The following is a 17066-nucleotide window of genomic DNA, read 5'->3' as shown; positions in this document are numbered from 1 at the left end:
GTAAATCGCTTTTCTTGTAATGGTAGAGTTTAGGTATCGAAACTCTGCCATTTTTTCTATCTATGTTATATTTTCCCCAGTTTAAAACTTTGACTATTTGAGGCAAACCGCTTGGCGACCCCTTTTTGGTATAACACCGCACTCCATTTATTAAAACCTTTTTACCAATGGCGGATAAAAAGACGTGCAGAAAGCCAGGAATTATATAATCAGGAATGTCTTGAAAGATTTGGGCCGTTTGAGTCTCCGAAAAATGTAAGAGCAATTTGGTTCCATGCTGTTTCGGTTGGAGAAACCAATGCTGCGCAGCCTTTAATCGAGCATTATCTTAAACTCGGTCAACCTGTATTAGTTACGAATACAACAAAGACGGGGCAGGCGCGTGCCAAATCATTATTTTTAAAAGCACCTTATTTAGACCTATTTCAAGCAGTTTATTTGCCTGTTGATCAAAAGCATCTTTTAAAACAATTCTTTGAGTTGTATCAGCCAAAACTTTTAGCATTGGTTGAAACTGAACTTTGGCCAAATTTAATTGATCAAGCCAAACTACAACAGGTTCCTTGTTTATTATTAAATGCGCGATTATCAGAAAAATCAGCAAAAGGTTATAGCCGCGTTTCAGGTCTAACGGCAGGAATGCTGAAACAAATTGACTGGGTGCTGGCACAAGATAATGCGACTCGACAACGTTATGTAGAACTTGGTTTAGATCAACAAAAAAGTCAGGTGGTTGGAAATATTAAATTTGATATTCACGCACCAGAAGCTTTTATAAATCAGGCTAAGCAATTACAACAACAATGGTATTTGGGGCAGCGTAAAGTCCTAACAATTGCCAGTACACATGCGCCAGAAGAACAACAAATTTTGCAGGCACTTGCACCTTATCTAAAGTCAGATCCAGATTTAGTTTGTATTGTCGTGCCTCGACATCCTGAACGTTTTGATGAAGTATTTGAAATTTGCCATAACCTAGATTTAATTACTCATCGTAGAAGTATGAATCATAGTATCCATGCCAGTACACAGGTTTATCTGGCGGATAGTATGGGTGAGCTTTGGTTGTGGTATGCCTTAAGTCAGGTGTGTTTTGTGGGTGGATCACTTAATGAGCCAGGTGGTGGGCATAATATTTTAGAGCCTATGGTTTTAAATGTACCGACCGTAATTGGACCTCGTTACTTTAATTTCCAAACCATCGTTGATGAATTCATTGATGAAAATGGGGTGCTCATTGCTCAAGACGCTGAGCAAGTTGTAGCAATCTGGATGGCATGCTTAGCCGAGCCGGAAGAAGCAAAGCAGGTGGTTGAGCAGGCGCATAAAGTTTTGCAGCGTAACCAAGGTTCATTACAGAAACATATTGGAGTAATTAACCGGTATTTAGCCGAAAAACCATGAATATCGTTTTACTAGAATCTGAAGATGTTCAGTCAGAGTTGTGGTCAATCCGTTCAAAGCGCCAATTACAGCATTTGCGTGAACACCTTGATATTACGGTTGGCCAAAATCTAAAAGTTGGTATTCGTAATGGTGCACGTTATACCACTGAAATCGTTTCGATGAATGAGCAAGAAGTTTGTATACGGCCTATTCGTGATGAAGCAGTACCTGCAAAGCTTCCAGTACATTTAATCGTAGCTTTGCCAAGGCCCAAAGTTTTACGCCGTTTAATTATGGACAGTGTGACTTTAGGGGTTGAAAGAATTAGTTTGATTCATAGTTACCGCGTAGATAAAAGCTATTGGCAAACTCCATTTTTACAACAACTTGATAACTATGTGACTTTAGGTCTCGAGCAAGCAGGTGACACCATTGTCCCCGAAATTCAATTATATAAACGCTTTAAACCTTTTGTTGAGGATATCCTACCAAGCTTAATCTCAGAGGAAAGCCCTGCTTATGTGGCTCATCCTTATGCCGAGCAGAGCATGCCAGTTAATATTCCACATGCTTGTAGTGTAGTCGTTGGACCCGAAGGCGGCTTTATTCCGTATGAAGTTGATTTGCTCACAAAAAACGGCTGCCAAGCTGTGAGCTTAGGCAACCGTATTTTAAGAACTGAAACGTCTATTTCTTATATTTTAGGTCGTCTCTTTACTTGATAGTTCAGGGTTTAACGGTGGCTGATTTGCAGCCATTTTTAATTCCTGAATAGGGTAAGGGATATTAATGCCATTTGCATTGAACGCTTGTTTGACTTGAGCTTGGATTGTGCTTGTAGATGAGGACATATCAGTTTCAGTGGTATCAACCCACCAACGTACAGTCAGGTTAACCGAGAAATCTGCTAAAGCTGTAACGTTAACCGAGAAGGCTGGCTGACTCAGTACATTTCGGTCATTATTAAGAATATCTAAAATAATCTGTTTAGCTTTTTGTTCATCGTCGTCATATCCAATGCCAACTACAAACTCACAACGTCGTTGTTGATAGGCAGTATTTACAGTTAATGCACTTGTATAAACAGTTGCATTTGGAATAACAATACGACGGCCATCTGGTGAACGTAAGAATGTTGCACGAATTTGAATATCTTCAACAGTTCCTTCAAGTGAATTGACCACGATTGAATCGCCAATACGGAACGGTTCGCTCAATAAAATCAAAATACCTGAAAGCAAATTTTGGAAAATATCTTTAAATGCGAAACCAATTGCGACCGAACCGATCCCTAACGCGCTCATAAGTTGTCCTGGGGTAAAACCCGGGATCATGATGACAAGTGCAATTAAGAATCCAAAAAATAAAATTGTCGTACTTCCCACACGGTTTAGAACCAACACTAGGTTTTGGCGCGTATAAGAGCGATTTTCTAAGGTTTTACGAACAAAGAACTTAAATAATTTGGTGAGTAGCCAAAAAATAATAAAAACGATAATCGCAATACAAATATAAGGCACACGTTCCCAGAAGCTATCCACGATTTTATCAATAGTGGTATAGGCATCATGATACTTTTCGGTATGGGCTAAAACCGTTTGAGTGGTTTTAGTACCTGCTTCTTGCAAAAGTTCGCCTGTATTTTTTGCAACATCCGTTAAGGAGTTTTGTTCATCAGCCACGACAAGTCTCTATTTAAAAAATGATGAAAGCGATGATCGGCTTTCATTATAGTAGGAGATAAAATGTGCGCCTACTATAATGAGTTCATCTAAATAATAAAGTGTTTTTTAATTAAAAGTATTCCGTTCCTTTTTGTAAGATTTGTGTCGGCGTTTCTATAGTATCGGTACCAGAGAAATAGTAAAAAAAGCCTGCGGTAGAAATAAGGCTAATTAAAATAGCGAATAAGATAAACCAAGCCATTAACTTTTCGATGAACGTTGATGATCGAGCTGGACCATATTGATTTGGACCTGCTGTACCTGAGGCAAGCAGTAAATAAATCATAAAAAAGAATTGAACAATAGGAATGAATAACAGCAACCCCATCCAGCCACTTTTATTTAGATCGTGCAAACGTCGCACGACGAGAACAACATTTAAATAAATCAGGAACAGCCAAAAAGCCCATACCACCAAAGCACTGAGGCCAGAAAGAGAGCTATAAAACTCAAAATTAAATAAATTACTTGAAAGCTGAAAACTTCCAAGAAGTGAGGTCAAAATAAAATAGCCCACGATTGTGACTAAATAAATCAGTCCATACCCACCTAAATAACTCGTGCGGTTAAAACGGCCATGAATTGAAAAAGGGCTATCTTTTAAAGGGAGTTGTGGTGGACGTGAGGAAGTCGTTTGGGCAAACATATTATTTTATTCCTAGGTTGCATATGAGAGACAAAATAATCTTTGTTGATGATCAAAACCATCAAATATTGAAAAAATTATAAAAGTAAAAGCTATAGACAAATGTTTTAAATCAACTTAATTTTATAAAAATGTTCATAATTTCGTATGCTTGAGTAAGTGGTTAATATATGACCAAAGTCGCATTGTCTAGGCTTTGAAAGAGTCATCATACTGAAAAGGCATACAAATAAGATCCAGTAAAATAATAGCCACAGTCTCGAGATGGGATGCACAAGATCAAGGAAGTTGCGTATGAATGAGATCTATCCAGTACCAGAGGAATTTAAAAAGACAGCTCGTACTGTTGAAGCAGACTACTTTAAACGTTATCAACACTCTATCGAGAACCCGGATGAATTCTGGGCAGAGCAAGCTAAAATTGTCGATTGGATAAAGCCATTTACCCAAGTTAAAAATACCAGTTTTGACAAAGACAATTTCAAAATTGAATGGTTTGCTGATGGTGAGTTGAATGTATCAGCAAACTGCCTAGACAGGCATCTTAAAGAACATCCGCATAAACCTGCAATTATTTGGGAGGGTGACCATCCTTCTCGTCATAAAATTGTCTCTTATAAAGAATTACACGATGAAGTCTGCCGTTTTGCTAACGTTTTAAAGAAATATGGCATTGGTAAGGGTGACCGCGTTGTGCTGTATATGCCGATGGTGACTGAGGCTGCAATTGCCATGTTAGCCTGTGCACGTATTGGTGCTGTTCACTGTGTAGTGTTTGGTGGGTTCTCGCCAGATTCTTTGGCTAGTCGTATTGAAGACAGCCAAGCTAAACTGGTGATTACCGCAGACTCAAGTCTACGTGCCGGAAAACTATTACCACTTAAAGAAAATGTTGATTTGGCTTTAGCATTGCCGGGTACCGAGTGTGTTGAAAATGTGATTGTGGTTTACCGTAATGCAAACCCAATTGAAATGAAGCCGGGCCGTGATTTGTGGTATCACCTCATTATTATGGAAGTGGATGCAGACTGTCCTCCAGAACCAATGAAGGCAGAAGATCCATTATTTATTCTCTATACCTCGGGCTCAACAGGTAAACCGAAAGGTGTGTTGCATACTACAGGTGGTTATTTAGTTTATGTAACCAGTACCTTTAAAGAGGTATTTGATTTAAAACAAGACGATGTGTACTGGTGTACAGCTGATATTGGCTGGATTACAGGGCATAGTTATTTGATTTATGGACCGCTAGCAAATGGCACCACGACCCTAATGTTTGAAGGTGTGCCTCAATATCCAACATGGGCTCGTCTTGGTCATGTGGTCGATAAACATAAAGTTTCTATCTTATATACAGCACCAACTGCGATTCGCGCCATGATGCGAGAAGGCGATTCGTATGTACGCGAAAGTAACCGTAGCAGTTTGCGTTTACTTGGTTCGGTTGGTGAACCAATTAACCCTGAGGCTTGGAACTGGTACTACAATGTCGTGGGTGAAGGCCGCTGTCCAATAGTCGATACATGGTGGCAAACTGAAACAGGTGGTATTTTGATTGCGCCATTACCGGGGGCAACAGCGTTAAAACCGGGTTCGGCAACGCGCCCATTATTTGGTGTTCAGCCAGCGATCGTAGATGGTGAAGGAAATGAGCTAGAGGGTGCGGCTGAAGGTAATCTTGTGATTAAAGATTCATGGCCGGGCCAGATGCGTACTATTTGGGGTGATCCAGATCGCTTTATTGAGGCGTATTTCTCGACCTTTAAAAATACTTATTTTACGGGTGATGGTGCTCGCCGTGATGAAGATGGTTATTACTGGATCACAGGGCGTGTTGATGATGTCTTAAACGTTTCAGGCCACCGTTTAGGTACTGCTGAAATTGAAAGTGCTCTTGTTTCACATGAATCAGTAGCAGAAGCAGCAGTGGTAGGCATGCCGCATGACATTAAAGGGCAGGGTATTTGTACTTTTGTGACCTTGCAAGCGGGCGTTCCAGAGTCGGAAGAACTGCGTAAAGAATTAATTAATTGGGTACGTAAAGTGCTTGGGCCTGTCGCCTCACCAGATGCATTACACTGGGCACCAGCGTTACCTAAAACGCGTTCCGGTAAAATCATGCGCCGTATTTTAAGAAAAATTGCAGCGAATGAGCTAGATAGTTTAGGTGATACCTCAACCTTGGCTGAGCCAGCAGTGGTAGATCAGTTAATTACAACGGTTTATCCTGATAAGCAGAACTAATTTTAAGAAAGCCCCATCTGGGGCTTTCTTATTGCTTTCTATTAAGAGCTTGCTAAAAAGTCAGCAGTATTTTGTACATTTGCAAACGTACTAAGCGCAGTTAAAAAAGCAGTTTGTACGTCTTCAGCTTTTACAGTTTTTCCAGCATGGCTTAAATCGCGAGTTGCGGTTGCATCTGCAATTAAGATGGGTTGATAGCCAAGTTCTTTGGCTGCACGTGTACCTGAATCAATACACATATGAGTCATCATGCCTGTAATAATAAGTTGCTCAATTTGATGTGCTTTTAAAAGCTCGTCTAAATTGGTTTCTAAAAAACTGTTTGGATAATGCTTTGTCACGATTAATGAATTACTGCCAGCACTGAGTTCAGGATGAAGTAAAACCCCATCTGTATTTTCTTGGAAGAAACTCGCTTGTGGTGGATTAATATGTTGTACATAAATAATGGGTAAGTTTTTCGCGTTAAAATATTGTTCAAGCTGCTTTATTTTTTCTAGCGCTTGCTCTGGTCCGACTAATTCCATTTTGCCATTTTTAAAATAATCATTTTGAACATCGATAACTAACAGTGCTTGTTTCATGAGGTCACTCTTGTTGATATGAGATAAAACAAGATTATTCTCTGCTTGAAAAATCGGCTATAGTCAGATGAAAGCATTACCGCCAGTTTTCTTTCACCATGAAAAATGAATATTGAATTAGACCCGATTGATCTAAAAATTATTGCATTACTCAAACAAGATTCTCGTCTGACAAATAAAGACATTGGGCAGCGCGTCCATCGAACAGGACAGGCGGTGGGTGCTCGAATTGCTCAGTTAATGGATGCAGGTGTTATCAAAAACTACACCATTGCCGTGCAATATTCGCATAAGCAATTTATTCACTTGCATTTAAATGAACAACGCGCATTTGAAGAAATTGAAAATTTGGTTAAGCAATATGAACAAATCGATGAATGCTTTAAAGTCATGGGTAATGCTTGCTATATGATCGTAAGCCATTTTGAACCAGCAGCATTAAATGAATTTATCGAGAAACTTTCACAATGGTGCCGTTACTCAGTTGAAACTGTGATTCGAGAAGTCGAGAAATCTTAAAAAATAAAGGCTCCAAGCCGAGTCTTGGAGCCAATAAATTCTTTATTTTTAATTTATTGTTTTTATTATCTTGCGCTGTTTTAACTGGGGTTTTTTAGGCTGATTTAGCTTGGATTTCTACCTCCTTTTCCTGTTGAAGTTCTAACTGACGAACGAGCGGCAGAACTTTTTCTCCGAAATATTCCACCTCTTCAATAAAGTGTAAAAATCCGGAAAGAATCAAATCAACACCTACATTTTTGAGTGCCACAATACGCTCTGCAATTTGCTGCGGCGTACCAATTAAATTGGTTTTAAAGCCATCGTTGTATTGCACTAAGTCTTCAAAAGTTGATTTTGCCCAGTTACCTTGTTGCTCTGGTGAAGCAGCACCTGCTTCACGTGTAGCATCTCCAAACGCATTTACCGCTTCAGTGTTGGCTTTATCAATAATTTCTTGAAGTACCGCTTTTGCTTCTTCTTCGGTATCTCGGGCAATAATGAAAGCATTTACCCCAATTTTGACATGATGGTTATTGGCTTTTGCTTTAGTACGAATATCTTCGACTTGTTTTTGAATTTCTTCCACAGTATTGCCGTTGGTGAAATACCAGTCAGACACGCGAGAAGCCATGTCACGTGCAGCACGTGAGCTACCGCCTTGAAAAACTTCGATATAAGGCTTTTGCAGAGGTTTTGGTTTAAGTGTGTAATTCTGAAATTGGTAATATTTACCATCGAAACTATAGTTATCGGTGGTCCAGATTCCTTTTAGTGTACGAATAAATTCTTCGGAGCGAACATAACGTTCATCATGCTCTGGCCACTCTTCACCAATGGCATCAAACTCACCTCTGAACCAGCCACTCACTACGTTAATCGCAATACGGCCTTGAGTTAAATAATCAATCGTTGCAAGTTGTTTAGCGGCAAGTGCCGGTTTCCAAGGGCCGGGCAGAATAGCCGCAATGACTTTAAGTTTCTCAGTTTTTGCTAGTAATGCATGACTGAAACTTACCGATTCATGTTGGTTTTCTGCCCCGTACCCAGCTGTAAAACGAATTTGGGTGAGCGCATATTCAAAACCATTGTTTTCGGCAGCCTGTGCAAGTCGAACATTGTAGTCATAACTCCAGTCTGTACGCTGTTCGATGTTACTCACTACAAGGCCACCGCTTACGTTTGGTACCCAATAAGCAAATTTAATTGGTTGTTGTAATTGCGTCATGGTTCGCTCTCCCCATTCGTTCTTTTTATTTAGCGATATTGCGCTTAAGCAACATGCGTTAATGATTTGCCAGACTTGTGATGCAAACGAGATTCTGCCGCATCAAGGTCTGGTACAGCCGCTGAAGGTAATACTTCTTCTTGTTCAATTTGCTTGTTAATACCAAGCTCTTGATTTGCTTGCTGTGATTTAGATTTAACCACTTCAGCACGTTTACCTTTCGCTGGCGCCCATTCTAAAATTGGTAATGCGCGTGCCACTGCTAACGTAATACGATCTGATAATTGCTCGCTTTTCACCGTATATTCCGGAGTAAAGTCACGATCTGTCGCATATACGCCAATTGGTAAAGTTTGTGCTTGGAAGAAACTGAACAATGGGCGAAGTTGATGTTCAAGTACGAGTGCATGACGATCACTACCGCCCGATGCTGCTAAAAGTACAGGCACATCGACTAAAGCAGTCTGTTCAACAAAATCGAAGAAATGTTTGAAAAGACCTGTAAAAGAAGCACGGTAAACGGGTGTACCTACAATTAAAGCATCTGCTGCTTCAACTGCTGCAAGGTCATCTTGCACGCGCTGTGGAAGTTGGTTGCGATAAAATGCGCCGCCTAATAGAGGCCCGATTTCGCTTAATTTAATAAAGTGAACTTTAATATCGATTGCTTCTGATAATTCATCAAGAATGGCTTGAACCAGACTTTCCGTTTTAGATGGGGTATTTAATCCACCAGAAACAGCAACGATATTTAAAGGTTTTGGTGATGTGATACCAGTCATAATTTGGTTCCTAAGCCTAAAACAAGAGATTGGACTTATTAATCAACAATGACGGTGAACTGTAAAATAACGAAATTGGTCAACCTTATCAGTTTTAAATATAAAAGATAAATAGTGGATTTTTATACTTTGCTTTTTTATTAAGTTGCTGTTTTTATTTTATATAATTATAGGTGATATATTTCTTATAATAAAAAAGAAGCTTATATAAAAAACAGATTAATTTTGATTAAAAGTTAAAAAACATCTGAAAATATGGGCTAAGTTCTGCATTTATCAACATTTTGCATAAAAATGGATAAGATGAACGTATCTTTCATCTAAATAGTATGGTTACAATAGGCCATACTTATGCTCAAGATTACTTTAATCGCTTATGAATATTTTAATCGTTGATGATCATCCTTTGTTTCGTCATGCTTTAATTCAAGCAGTACGTTATAGCCTGCCACAGGCACAAATTCATGAAACAGCCTCGGTTGATGAGTTTTATGAGCGTTTGGAAAATGGGGCAGAACCTGATCTAGTATTACTCGATTTAAATTTACCGGGTGCTTCAGGCTTTTCGGCTCTGGTTTATGTAAGAGCACAGTATCCATCTATTCCGATTATTGTGGTTTCTGCACATGAAGAAACTTCAATTATTCAGCGTGCAATTGCACATGGTGCAATGGGTTATATTCCTAAGTCGGCTCATCCAAGCCATATTGGTGAAGCGATTCGTCAAGTCTTAGAAGGCGATATCTGGTTACCACCTAACTTGCCATCTAATCTTAACCTTGACCCAAGAGCAGCAGATGAAACTGCTTTAGCCGAACGTATTCAATCGTTAACACCTCAGCAATTCCGTGTTTTGATGATGGTTGCGGAAGGCTTGTTAAACAAACAGATCGCATACGAGCTCGATGTTTCAGAAGCAACGATTAAAGCTCACGTAACGGCTATCTTTAGAAAATTAGGTGTACAAAACCGTACACAAGCCGTATTGGCCATTAGCGCACTCAATATTGAAGATAAGAAAATTTAAAAGAAAAAAAGACCTCGATTGAGGTCTTTTTTATGGGCGCTACTTAAGCAAGGCAATCTTGCTTTGGTGTTAAGCTGTCGCAGTACAATGGATTAAGCGCGCATTGCAAATCATCAATTTGTTCCTGAGTCACATAGCGTTTCATTTTTAAATATTCAGCCACGCGGTCATCACGCAAGCTTAAGAACGCCGCATCATAAACACCTAAATCAACAAATAGAGCAGCTGTTTCTAGGCTGTTGAATCGATCAAGGAAAATATCGTTGCCATACATTAAGAAGATGTGGTCGAGTTTTGCTTTTTCATCAACATGTAGACGTTCAGCAAGTTGATCTGGGTGCGTTTTAATAAAGAGTAAATCAGACAATTCATCAAACTGCGTCATATCTAACTGATTCTCGCCGAGTTTGACATGACCAAGCCAAGCTTTGAAAACGAGTACAGCACCACCACGAAGTAGCATACTCCAGATTTGATGGCGTGTGTCATGGTCAAGATTTTCACTTTCAGCACTAAGAACTTTTAAGAAATTTTCTTCTTGTTGGGCTAATTTATCAAATAAACCTAAACCTTGAGGATGATAAGCTGCAGGTGCAAATACATCAAAATTTAGATCATGAAATACATTAAGTGCGAGGGGGACAGCACACTGATAAATTGTATTTAACGCTTTGATATGTGCTTCATTGAGCTTGCTGTGGGGAAAAATACTTTGCCAATCTAATTCAGGAAGTAAAGCATTGGCACTGTATTGACGATAAAACTGTTGAGACGAAAGTTGGCCTTGCGGGCTGTTATCAGAAATATTCATGGCAATTGTCCTTTGCATTAATTCGTGAGCAGGGGTGCTTAATATGGAAATGGGTTATAAAAATGACTGTACATTTAAGAAATAGGTTTTGAATATTTATGTGCCAGGAAGAATGCAAGTAGAATACGACTAAAGTCGTATACGGTTGTTTTTATCTAATTATAATTTTAAAAAACATAAATTTATGAAATTGTAACTAAGTATACAAGTGTTCACTTACAAAAAAGGTGAGCTTTGCCATAGAAAAAGGGCTATTGGAAAGTTTGGCCAATTATTTAATCAACAAAAGTAGACTTTTTGAGCAGTTCTGCCTATTGGCTTAAATTAGACCAATAATTTTTGCCAAAAATCTTTCCCAAACTTATTAAAAGGTTTGGGAGAGAAAATATTTAATCTACCTCACTGGCAATTTTAAGTCCCGATAACCATGCTCTTAGAGAGGCTGGCTTAAGCGGTTTTTTGAGTAAAACAATATTCAGTTCTTTCAATTGTTGAGGTAACTCAGGATGAGAGTCAGCAGTAATTAAAGCAACAGGAACATCATGTTGACGATTTTGCAAAATAAAATCGACACCGAGTTGGTTGTTATTTAAATGCTGATCGATAAGCCAGACCTGAATATTTTCATTTTGAATAATTTCAAGTGCTTGTTCTGGTTCAGTGGCTTTAAAAACTTCATAGCCCCATCGACCTAATAAGCTACTCATGCCCTCAAGAATGGTTTCATCATTGTCTAAACATAAAATCCGATAGGCTTTGGTTTTTAAAGGTATTGCCTGTACGGTTGGGGTTATCACTTTTGGAGCTTCTACCACCGGAACCTCAATCATAAAGCAGGAGCCTTTATCGAGTTGCGAATAGACATGGACTGGATAATTCAACAAACCTGTCATGCGTTGCACAATCGCGAGACCTAAACCGAGACCTTGCTCACCCCAAGGTGATAAATGGCCACAGCGTTCGAATTCTTGAAATAGTTTAATACGTTGTTCTTCGGCAATTCCGGGACCTGTATCCCAGACTCCAATTCGAATGTGTCCAGGTTTTTGTGCTGAACGTAATACCCCCACAATCACTCGGCCTTTGGCTGTATATCGCAAAGCATTACTTACAAAGTTTTGAATAATGCGTCGTATCCACTGTGGATCTGTGTCAATCCAGAATGATACATCGTGAACTTTTAATGAAATATTTCGCTGAGCAGCAATCGACTTAAACTGTAGTTCGAGGTCGCTTAATAAGTCGTGTAGAGGATAAGGCTGTCTTTTTGGCTGTATGGTACCGCCTTCCAAACGTGCAATATCGAGCAGGGCAGAGAGCATACTTTCTGCACCATATAGAGCACGGTCAAGTTGTTGCAAAGTTTGACGGTCTTCTTCGGTCGCAATGCTTTGCTCAAGAACTGTACTAAACAGACGAGCAGCGTGCATAGGCTGTAATAAGTCATGACTGGCCGCGGCAATAAATCGGCTTTTTGACATATTGGCCATATCGGCTTGTTCACGTGCAAGCTGTTGTTCGGTTAAGGCATCGGCAAGTTGTTGGGTGCGGTCTTTTACGCGGGCCTCAAGTATTGCCTCATTCGCACGGAAAGCCGTAATGTCGGCAAAGGTAGTTACAAAGCCACCACCTGAAATAGGATTACCGCGCATTTGAATAACGCGTCCGTCTTTACGGATTCGTTCAAATTCATGCGCACTTCCGACTTTCATCCAGTGCAAACGTTTGCGGACGTGCTCTTCGACTGAACCGGGACCGCATTCGCCACGTTCAGCGTTATAACGAATCAGATCAGCAATTGGACAACCCACATAGACTAAATCTTTAGGGTAGCCAAACAGTTTTAAATATTGGTTATTCCAAGCCACTAAACACATATTTTTATCGACCACACTCACACCTTGGGTCATGTGGTCAATCATGGTCATTAGCAAGTTTTGATTAAAACGTTGCCACTGTGAGGCTTGGTCTAAAATATTGGCGACTTGCCCTAAGGCGAGGCCATTGTTAATCATTGCCGTAGTCAGCAACGTACGTGCAGAAGCGGCCCCGATAATACCTGCAAGATATTGCTCGGTGAACCGCCACCACATGCCATTGGCGATAGTATTTTGGTTGAGTGTGAGATGATTTTGCTCGCAAAAGTTTTCGAATGCTTGAGTTGTGGGTTGCTCACCTGTAATTCTTTTAGCAAGCGCAAATAAATCGCCTACTTTTAAACGTGCGGCATCATGTGGTAAATAAGTTAAATCGGTAGAAGTATGGGGTGATGGCAAAGGCTTAGTTTCATAGTAGAAAAAGCTTTCTGCCTGAATTTGTTCTGCCACACTTGGGCGGTAAAGTTTAGAAATCCAAATATATAAAAGAATATTTAAACCAAGCGACCAAATAACGCCGTGCGTTAAAGGTGCAAATGACTCAAAGCCAAAAAGTGACTCTGGCCGTAATGCATTAATTCCCAAAGGGCCAAAAAGCAAAATACTTTGGGCAGTTTCCTGATAGGCTTCCGGCAAGCTACGTAAGATGGTTGGAAATAGTAATGTGTAGCTCCACATTAAAAATCCAACGATGAGACCTGCATAAACGCCTTGGCGACTTCCGCCTCGCCAATACAATCCCCCAATCAGTGCAGGAGCGAATTGAGCAACTGCACTAAACGCTAATAAACCAAATACTGAAAGCTGGTTAATATCATTAAAGAAATGGAAGAATAAAAAGCCAAGTAACATCACCGCGACAATACTAATACGACGGCTGAATTTAAGAACTTTAGGTAAATGTTTATCGTGACGTGATAGCAGCTTAAAACGCCAGAGTGCGGGCATAATCAAGTCGTTACTGAGCATGATAGACAGGGCAACAGATGAAACCAGTAACATGCCTGTTGAGGCAGAGAACCCACCTAAAAAGGCTAGTAGGGCTAACCACTCTTGGTTATAACTCAATGGTAATGAGAGTACTGCCACATCAGGCACAGTTAGGAATTTTGGCGCTGCATGCAAAGCCCAGCTTGCAATCGGGATAATAGCTAAAATCGTTAAAATGAGATAAGCCGCAAACCATTTACGTGCACCGCGAATGTGCTTTTCATCGCGTAATTCGACAACAGCCACATGAAATTGACGGGGTAAACAGATAATTGCGAGACCTGCCAATAATGTCTGAATCCAGAAAGTTTCAGGGACCCCAAATAATTGAACTTCCTGAAAAGTTTGGTTTACGTCGGCTGTAACTTGAACTAAGTTCGCGGGTGCCTCAAAAATAAAAAATAAAGCGACACAAATCAGCGCGAATAATTTTACAAAAGATTCAAAAGCGACAGCTAACATGAGGCCGCCATGCTGTTCGGTATTCGCAATCTGCCTTGTGCCAAAAATCATGGCCAAGATCGCAAGGACACTGGTTAAAAGCAAAACGCTATTGGTGGTCGTATGAATATGAGCATTTTGCTCCAATATGACTGATGTACTTAAGGCAATTGCACGTAACTGTAGGGCGAGGTAGGGAATAATCGCAATAACTGCCAAGATCGTAACCAGCGATGCCAATACCCCGCTTTTGCCATAACGCGCAGCAACAAAGTCGGCAATTGAGGAAATCGCGTGGTGCTGACGTACTCGGCCTAAACGTCGCCAGATATCGTAACCAAACCAGACAAATAACAGTGGACCTAAATAAATAGGTAAAAAAATGACGCCTTCTCGGACGGCAGCTCCGGTTGCACCATAAAATGTCCAAGATGAACAGTAAACACCTAAGGTCAAACTAAACAGGAACATCCGACCACGTGTACTCAGGCGACTAGCATGCTTCTCGCCAAAAAAAGCACAAATGAATAAGAGTGCTATATAAAGTGTGAGTACCCCAATAATCAGCCAGCTGTTCATATGACCTACATGATTAAAACCTTGTGCCTATCATACCCCAAGCAGAAACAAAGCTATAAATTGATTAAATTTTAACGACCAAAGTCTAAGTTACGAATTACACGTAATTTTGCTAATTTGAATAATGAGAAACTACTATTAAAAAAGTGGCCAAGGTTGGGCACAGGGCAAGGAGTTTGGTTATGGATCAAAGCCAAGTAGAAAAGATTCTACACAATCCAAAGTTTCAGAAAATGGTCAAGAAAAAAAGTGCATTAAGCTGGACGCTCACAATCATTATGTTAGTGCTTTATGTGGGCTTTATGCTACTTGTTGGCTACAACAAAGAATTTTTGATGAGTTCATTTAGTGGTGGTGTAACGACATGGGGTATTCCACTAGGCTTAGGAATTATCGTTTTATCTTTCCTACTGTGTGGCGTGTATTCCTATATCGCAAATAATACCCTTGACCAGTTGAGTGAAGAAGCGTTGAAGGAAGTTGAAGCCATCACGCATGAGAAAGGATTACACTAATATGAAATGGAATTCATTAAAAGCGAAAGCCTTATTGGCAGCAGCATCGCTATATTCAACTGTTGCTATGGCAAGCCCGGACTTAGGTGAAGCGGAGCAACAAGCCACTAACTGGCACGCTATCATCATGTTTGTCATCTTTGTTGGTTTCACTTTGTTTATTACTAAGTGGGCTGCAAAACAAACTCAATCAGCACAAGATTTCTATACCGCAGGGGGCGGAATCAGCGGTTTCCAAAACGGATTGGCAATTGCCGGTGACTATATGTCAGCAGCATCTTTCCTTGGTATTTCCGCGATGGTGTTTAGTTCGGGTTTTGATGGCTTACTTTATTCTCTTGGGTTTATGGTAGGTTGGCCAATCGTTTTATTCTTGGTTGCAGAGCGTTTACGTAACCTCGGTAAATACAACCTTTCAGATGTAGTGTCATTCCGTCTCGAAGAAAAACCGGTCCGTACTTTAGCTGCCTTAAGCTCGCTTGTGGTTGTGGCATTCTACTTGATCGCTCAAATGGTAGGCGCGGGCCAGCTCATCAAATTACTATTTGGTTTGAACTATAACATCGCTGTTGTCATCGTTGGTCTATTAATGATGGCATACGTAATTTTTGGTGGCATGTTGGCAACGACATGGGTACAGATCATTAAAGCGGTTATGTTGCTTAGTGGTGCGACTTTCATGGCATTCATGGTAATGAAAGCGGTTGGTTTCAGCTTCAGCAACATGTTCACTCAATCAATTGAAGTATTCAGTAAAGTTCACAGCGTAAGCTTTGAAGAAGCTGCAAAAATTATGGGTCCGGGTAAACTTGCCGCAAACCCGATTGATGCATTGTCTCTTGGCTTGGCACTCATGTTTGGTACAGCGGGTCTTCCACACATTCTTATGCGTTTCTTCACTGTAAAAGATGCAAAAGAAGCGCGTAAATCGGTTGTGGTTGCGACAGGTTTCATTGGTTACTTCTATCTTTTAACTTTCATTATTGGTTTCGGTGCGATCCTTTTCGTATCAAACAACCCACAGTTCCTTGATGTTGCGAAAATGGCAGTATCAGGCAAGCTTGAACTTGTTGGTGGTAACAACATGGCAGCCGTGCATTTAAGTGATGCTTTAGGCGGTGACTTATTCATGGGCTTCATTTCAGCAGTAGCGTTCGCAACGATTCTTGCTGTTGTTGCTGGTTTAACACTTTCAGGTGCATCTGCAATCTCACATGACTTATACGCTAACGTATTCAAGAAAGGTCAAACGACTCCAGCTTCAGAACTTCGTATGTCAAAAATTGCGACACTTGGTTTAGCAATCTTTGCCATGATTTTGGGTATCTTGTTTGAAAAGCAAAACGTAGCATTCATGGTGGGCTTAGCGTTCTCTGTGGCATGTTGTGCAAACTTCCCAATTCTTGTTCTTTCAATGTTTTGGAAAGGTTTAACTACTCGTGGAGCAGTTATCGGTGGTGTGGTTGGTCTTGTAACAGCGGTAGTACTTATTGTTCTGTCTAAAGCGGTTTGGGTAGATACTTTAAAAATCTCTGATACACCAGTTAACCCATTCAATGGTCCTGCATTATTTGCGATGCCATTGTCATTCCTTTGCTGTTGGTTCTTCTCGGTGACTGACAACTCTGCACGTGCTAAAAAAGAGCGTGCTGCATTCGATGCCCAATATGTTCGTTCAATGACAGGTATTGGTGCTTCTGGTGCATCAGATCACTAAAATCAAAATGGATTAAA

Annotated in this window: 14 protein-coding genes; 7 read left to right on the top strand and 7 right to left on the bottom strand. The window is 40.3% G+C overall.

Going from position 1 to position 17066, the window contains the following annotated elements:
• The first annotated feature begins 111 nt into the window (after window positions 1-111).
• Both RMA94_RS05150 and RMA94_RS05145 read left to right on the top strand, forming a co-directional pair.
• Window positions 112-1404: a 3-deoxy-D-manno-octulosonic acid transferase gene (locus tag RMA94_RS05150; protein ID WP_311082108.1), complete on the top strand. Its 1293-nt coding sequence runs from the start codon at window positions 112-114 to the stop codon at window positions 1402-1404.
• Window positions 1401-2108: a 16S rRNA (uracil(1498)-N(3))-methyltransferase gene (locus RMA94_RS05145; protein ID WP_311082107.1), complete on the top strand. Its 708-nt coding sequence runs from the start codon at window positions 1401-1403 to the stop codon at window positions 2106-2108. The genes RMA94_RS05150 and RMA94_RS05145 overlap by 4 nt, the downstream gene beginning before the upstream one ends.
• Here RMA94_RS05145 and RMA94_RS05140 read toward each other — a convergent pair.
• Together RMA94_RS05140 and RMA94_RS05135 are read right to left on the bottom strand one after the other, a co-directional pair.
• Window positions 2088-3068: a mechanosensitive ion channel family protein gene (locus RMA94_RS05140; RefSeq protein ID WP_311082105.1), complete on the bottom strand. Its 981-nt coding sequence runs from the start codon at window positions 3066-3068 to the stop codon at window positions 2088-2090. The two genes, RMA94_RS05145 and RMA94_RS05140, sit on opposite strands and share 21 nt — an antisense overlap.
• A 112-nt stretch (window positions 3069-3180) precedes the next feature.
• Window positions 3181-3756, bottom strand: a complete 576-nt coding sequence (locus tag RMA94_RS05135; protein WP_311082103.1) for a DUF805 domain-containing protein — start codon at window positions 3754-3756, stop codon at window positions 3181-3183.
• Between the two features lie 294 nt (window positions 3757-4050).
• On the opposite strand from RMA94_RS05135, the gene acs reads away from it, so the two are divergent.
• Window positions 4051-6000, top strand: coding sequence for an acetate--CoA ligase (acs, locus tag RMA94_RS05130; RefSeq protein ID WP_017399832.1), 1950 nt, complete (start codon window positions 4051-4053; stop codon window positions 5998-6000).
• A 41-nt stretch (window positions 6001-6041) separates the two neighbouring features.
• Here acs and RMA94_RS05125 read toward each other — a convergent pair whose 3' ends face one another.
• Entirely contained in the window at window positions 6042-6584 is a 543-nt protein-coding gene (locus RMA94_RS05125) for a cysteine hydrolase family protein (protein ID WP_311082100.1), read from the bottom strand.
• A 105-nt stretch (window positions 6585-6689) separates the two neighbouring features.
• Between RMA94_RS05125 and RMA94_RS05120 the strand changes: the two genes are divergently transcribed.
• Window positions 6690-7103, top strand: a complete 414-nt coding sequence (locus RMA94_RS05120) for an Lrp/AsnC family transcriptional regulator (protein WP_002121872.1) — start codon at window positions 6690-6692, stop codon at window positions 7101-7103.
• Between the two features lie 94 nt (window positions 7104-7197).
• Here the strand turns inward: RMA94_RS05120 and sfnG are convergent, their stop codons facing one another.
• Window positions 7198-8310 (bottom strand): dimethylsulfone monooxygenase SfnG, encoded by a 1113-nt coding sequence (sfnG, locus tag RMA94_RS05115; RefSeq protein ID WP_046811789.1) that lies wholly within the window; start codon window positions 8308-8310, stop codon window positions 7198-7200.
• A gap of 44 nt (window positions 8311-8354) precedes the next feature.
• The gene (gene msuE / locus RMA94_RS05110) at window positions 8355-9092 is read right to left on the bottom strand and encodes an FMN reductase (RefSeq protein ID WP_005066848.1); all 738 of its coding nucleotides are present in this window, start codon (window positions 9090-9092) and stop codon (window positions 8355-8357) included.
• Between the two features lie 376 nt (window positions 9093-9468).
• Here msuE and RMA94_RS05105 point away from each other — a divergent pair, with 376 nt between their 5' ends.
• Window positions 9469-10119: a response regulator transcription factor gene (locus tag RMA94_RS05105; RefSeq protein WP_002122041.1), complete on the top strand. Its 651-nt coding sequence runs from the start codon at window positions 9469-9471 to the stop codon at window positions 10117-10119.
• A 43-nt stretch (window positions 10120-10162) separates the two neighbouring features.
• Here RMA94_RS05105 and RMA94_RS05100 read toward each other — a convergent pair whose 3' ends face one another.
• Both RMA94_RS05100 and RMA94_RS05095 read right to left on the bottom strand, forming a co-directional pair.
• Window positions 10163-10930 carry a hypothetical protein gene (locus RMA94_RS05100; RefSeq protein ID WP_068564529.1) on the bottom strand — a complete coding sequence of 256 codons (768 nt, stop codon included), beginning with the start codon at window positions 10928-10930 and terminating at the stop codon, window positions 10163-10165.
• Window positions 10931-11319: 389 nt separating this feature from the next.
• Complete coding sequence (locus RMA94_RS05095) at window positions 11320-14817, bottom strand: PAS domain-containing hybrid sensor histidine kinase/response regulator (RefSeq protein WP_311082095.1); 3498 nt, start codon at window positions 14815-14817, stop codon at window positions 11320-11322.
• Between the two features lie 182 nt (window positions 14818-14999).
• Between RMA94_RS05095 and RMA94_RS05090 the strand changes: the two genes are divergently transcribed.
• Both RMA94_RS05090 and RMA94_RS05085 read left to right on the top strand, forming a co-directional pair.
• Complete coding sequence (locus tag RMA94_RS05090) at window positions 15000-15332, top strand: DUF485 domain-containing protein (protein ID WP_016142785.1); 333 nt, start codon at window positions 15000-15002, stop codon at window positions 15330-15332.
• Between the two features lies 1 nt (window position 15333).
• Entirely contained in the window at window positions 15334-17049 is a 1716-nt protein-coding gene (locus RMA94_RS05085; protein WP_005078627.1) for a cation acetate symporter, read from the top strand.
• Window positions 17050-17066 lie beyond the last annotated feature (17 nt).

It is taken from the genome of Acinetobacter sp. V115_6 (assembly GCF_031799025.1).
In the GTDB taxonomy this organism is placed as follows: Bacteria; Pseudomonadota; Gammaproteobacteria; order Pseudomonadales; family Moraxellaceae; genus Acinetobacter; species Acinetobacter pittii.
This window is presented reverse-complemented; position numbering and strand designations above follow the sequence as displayed.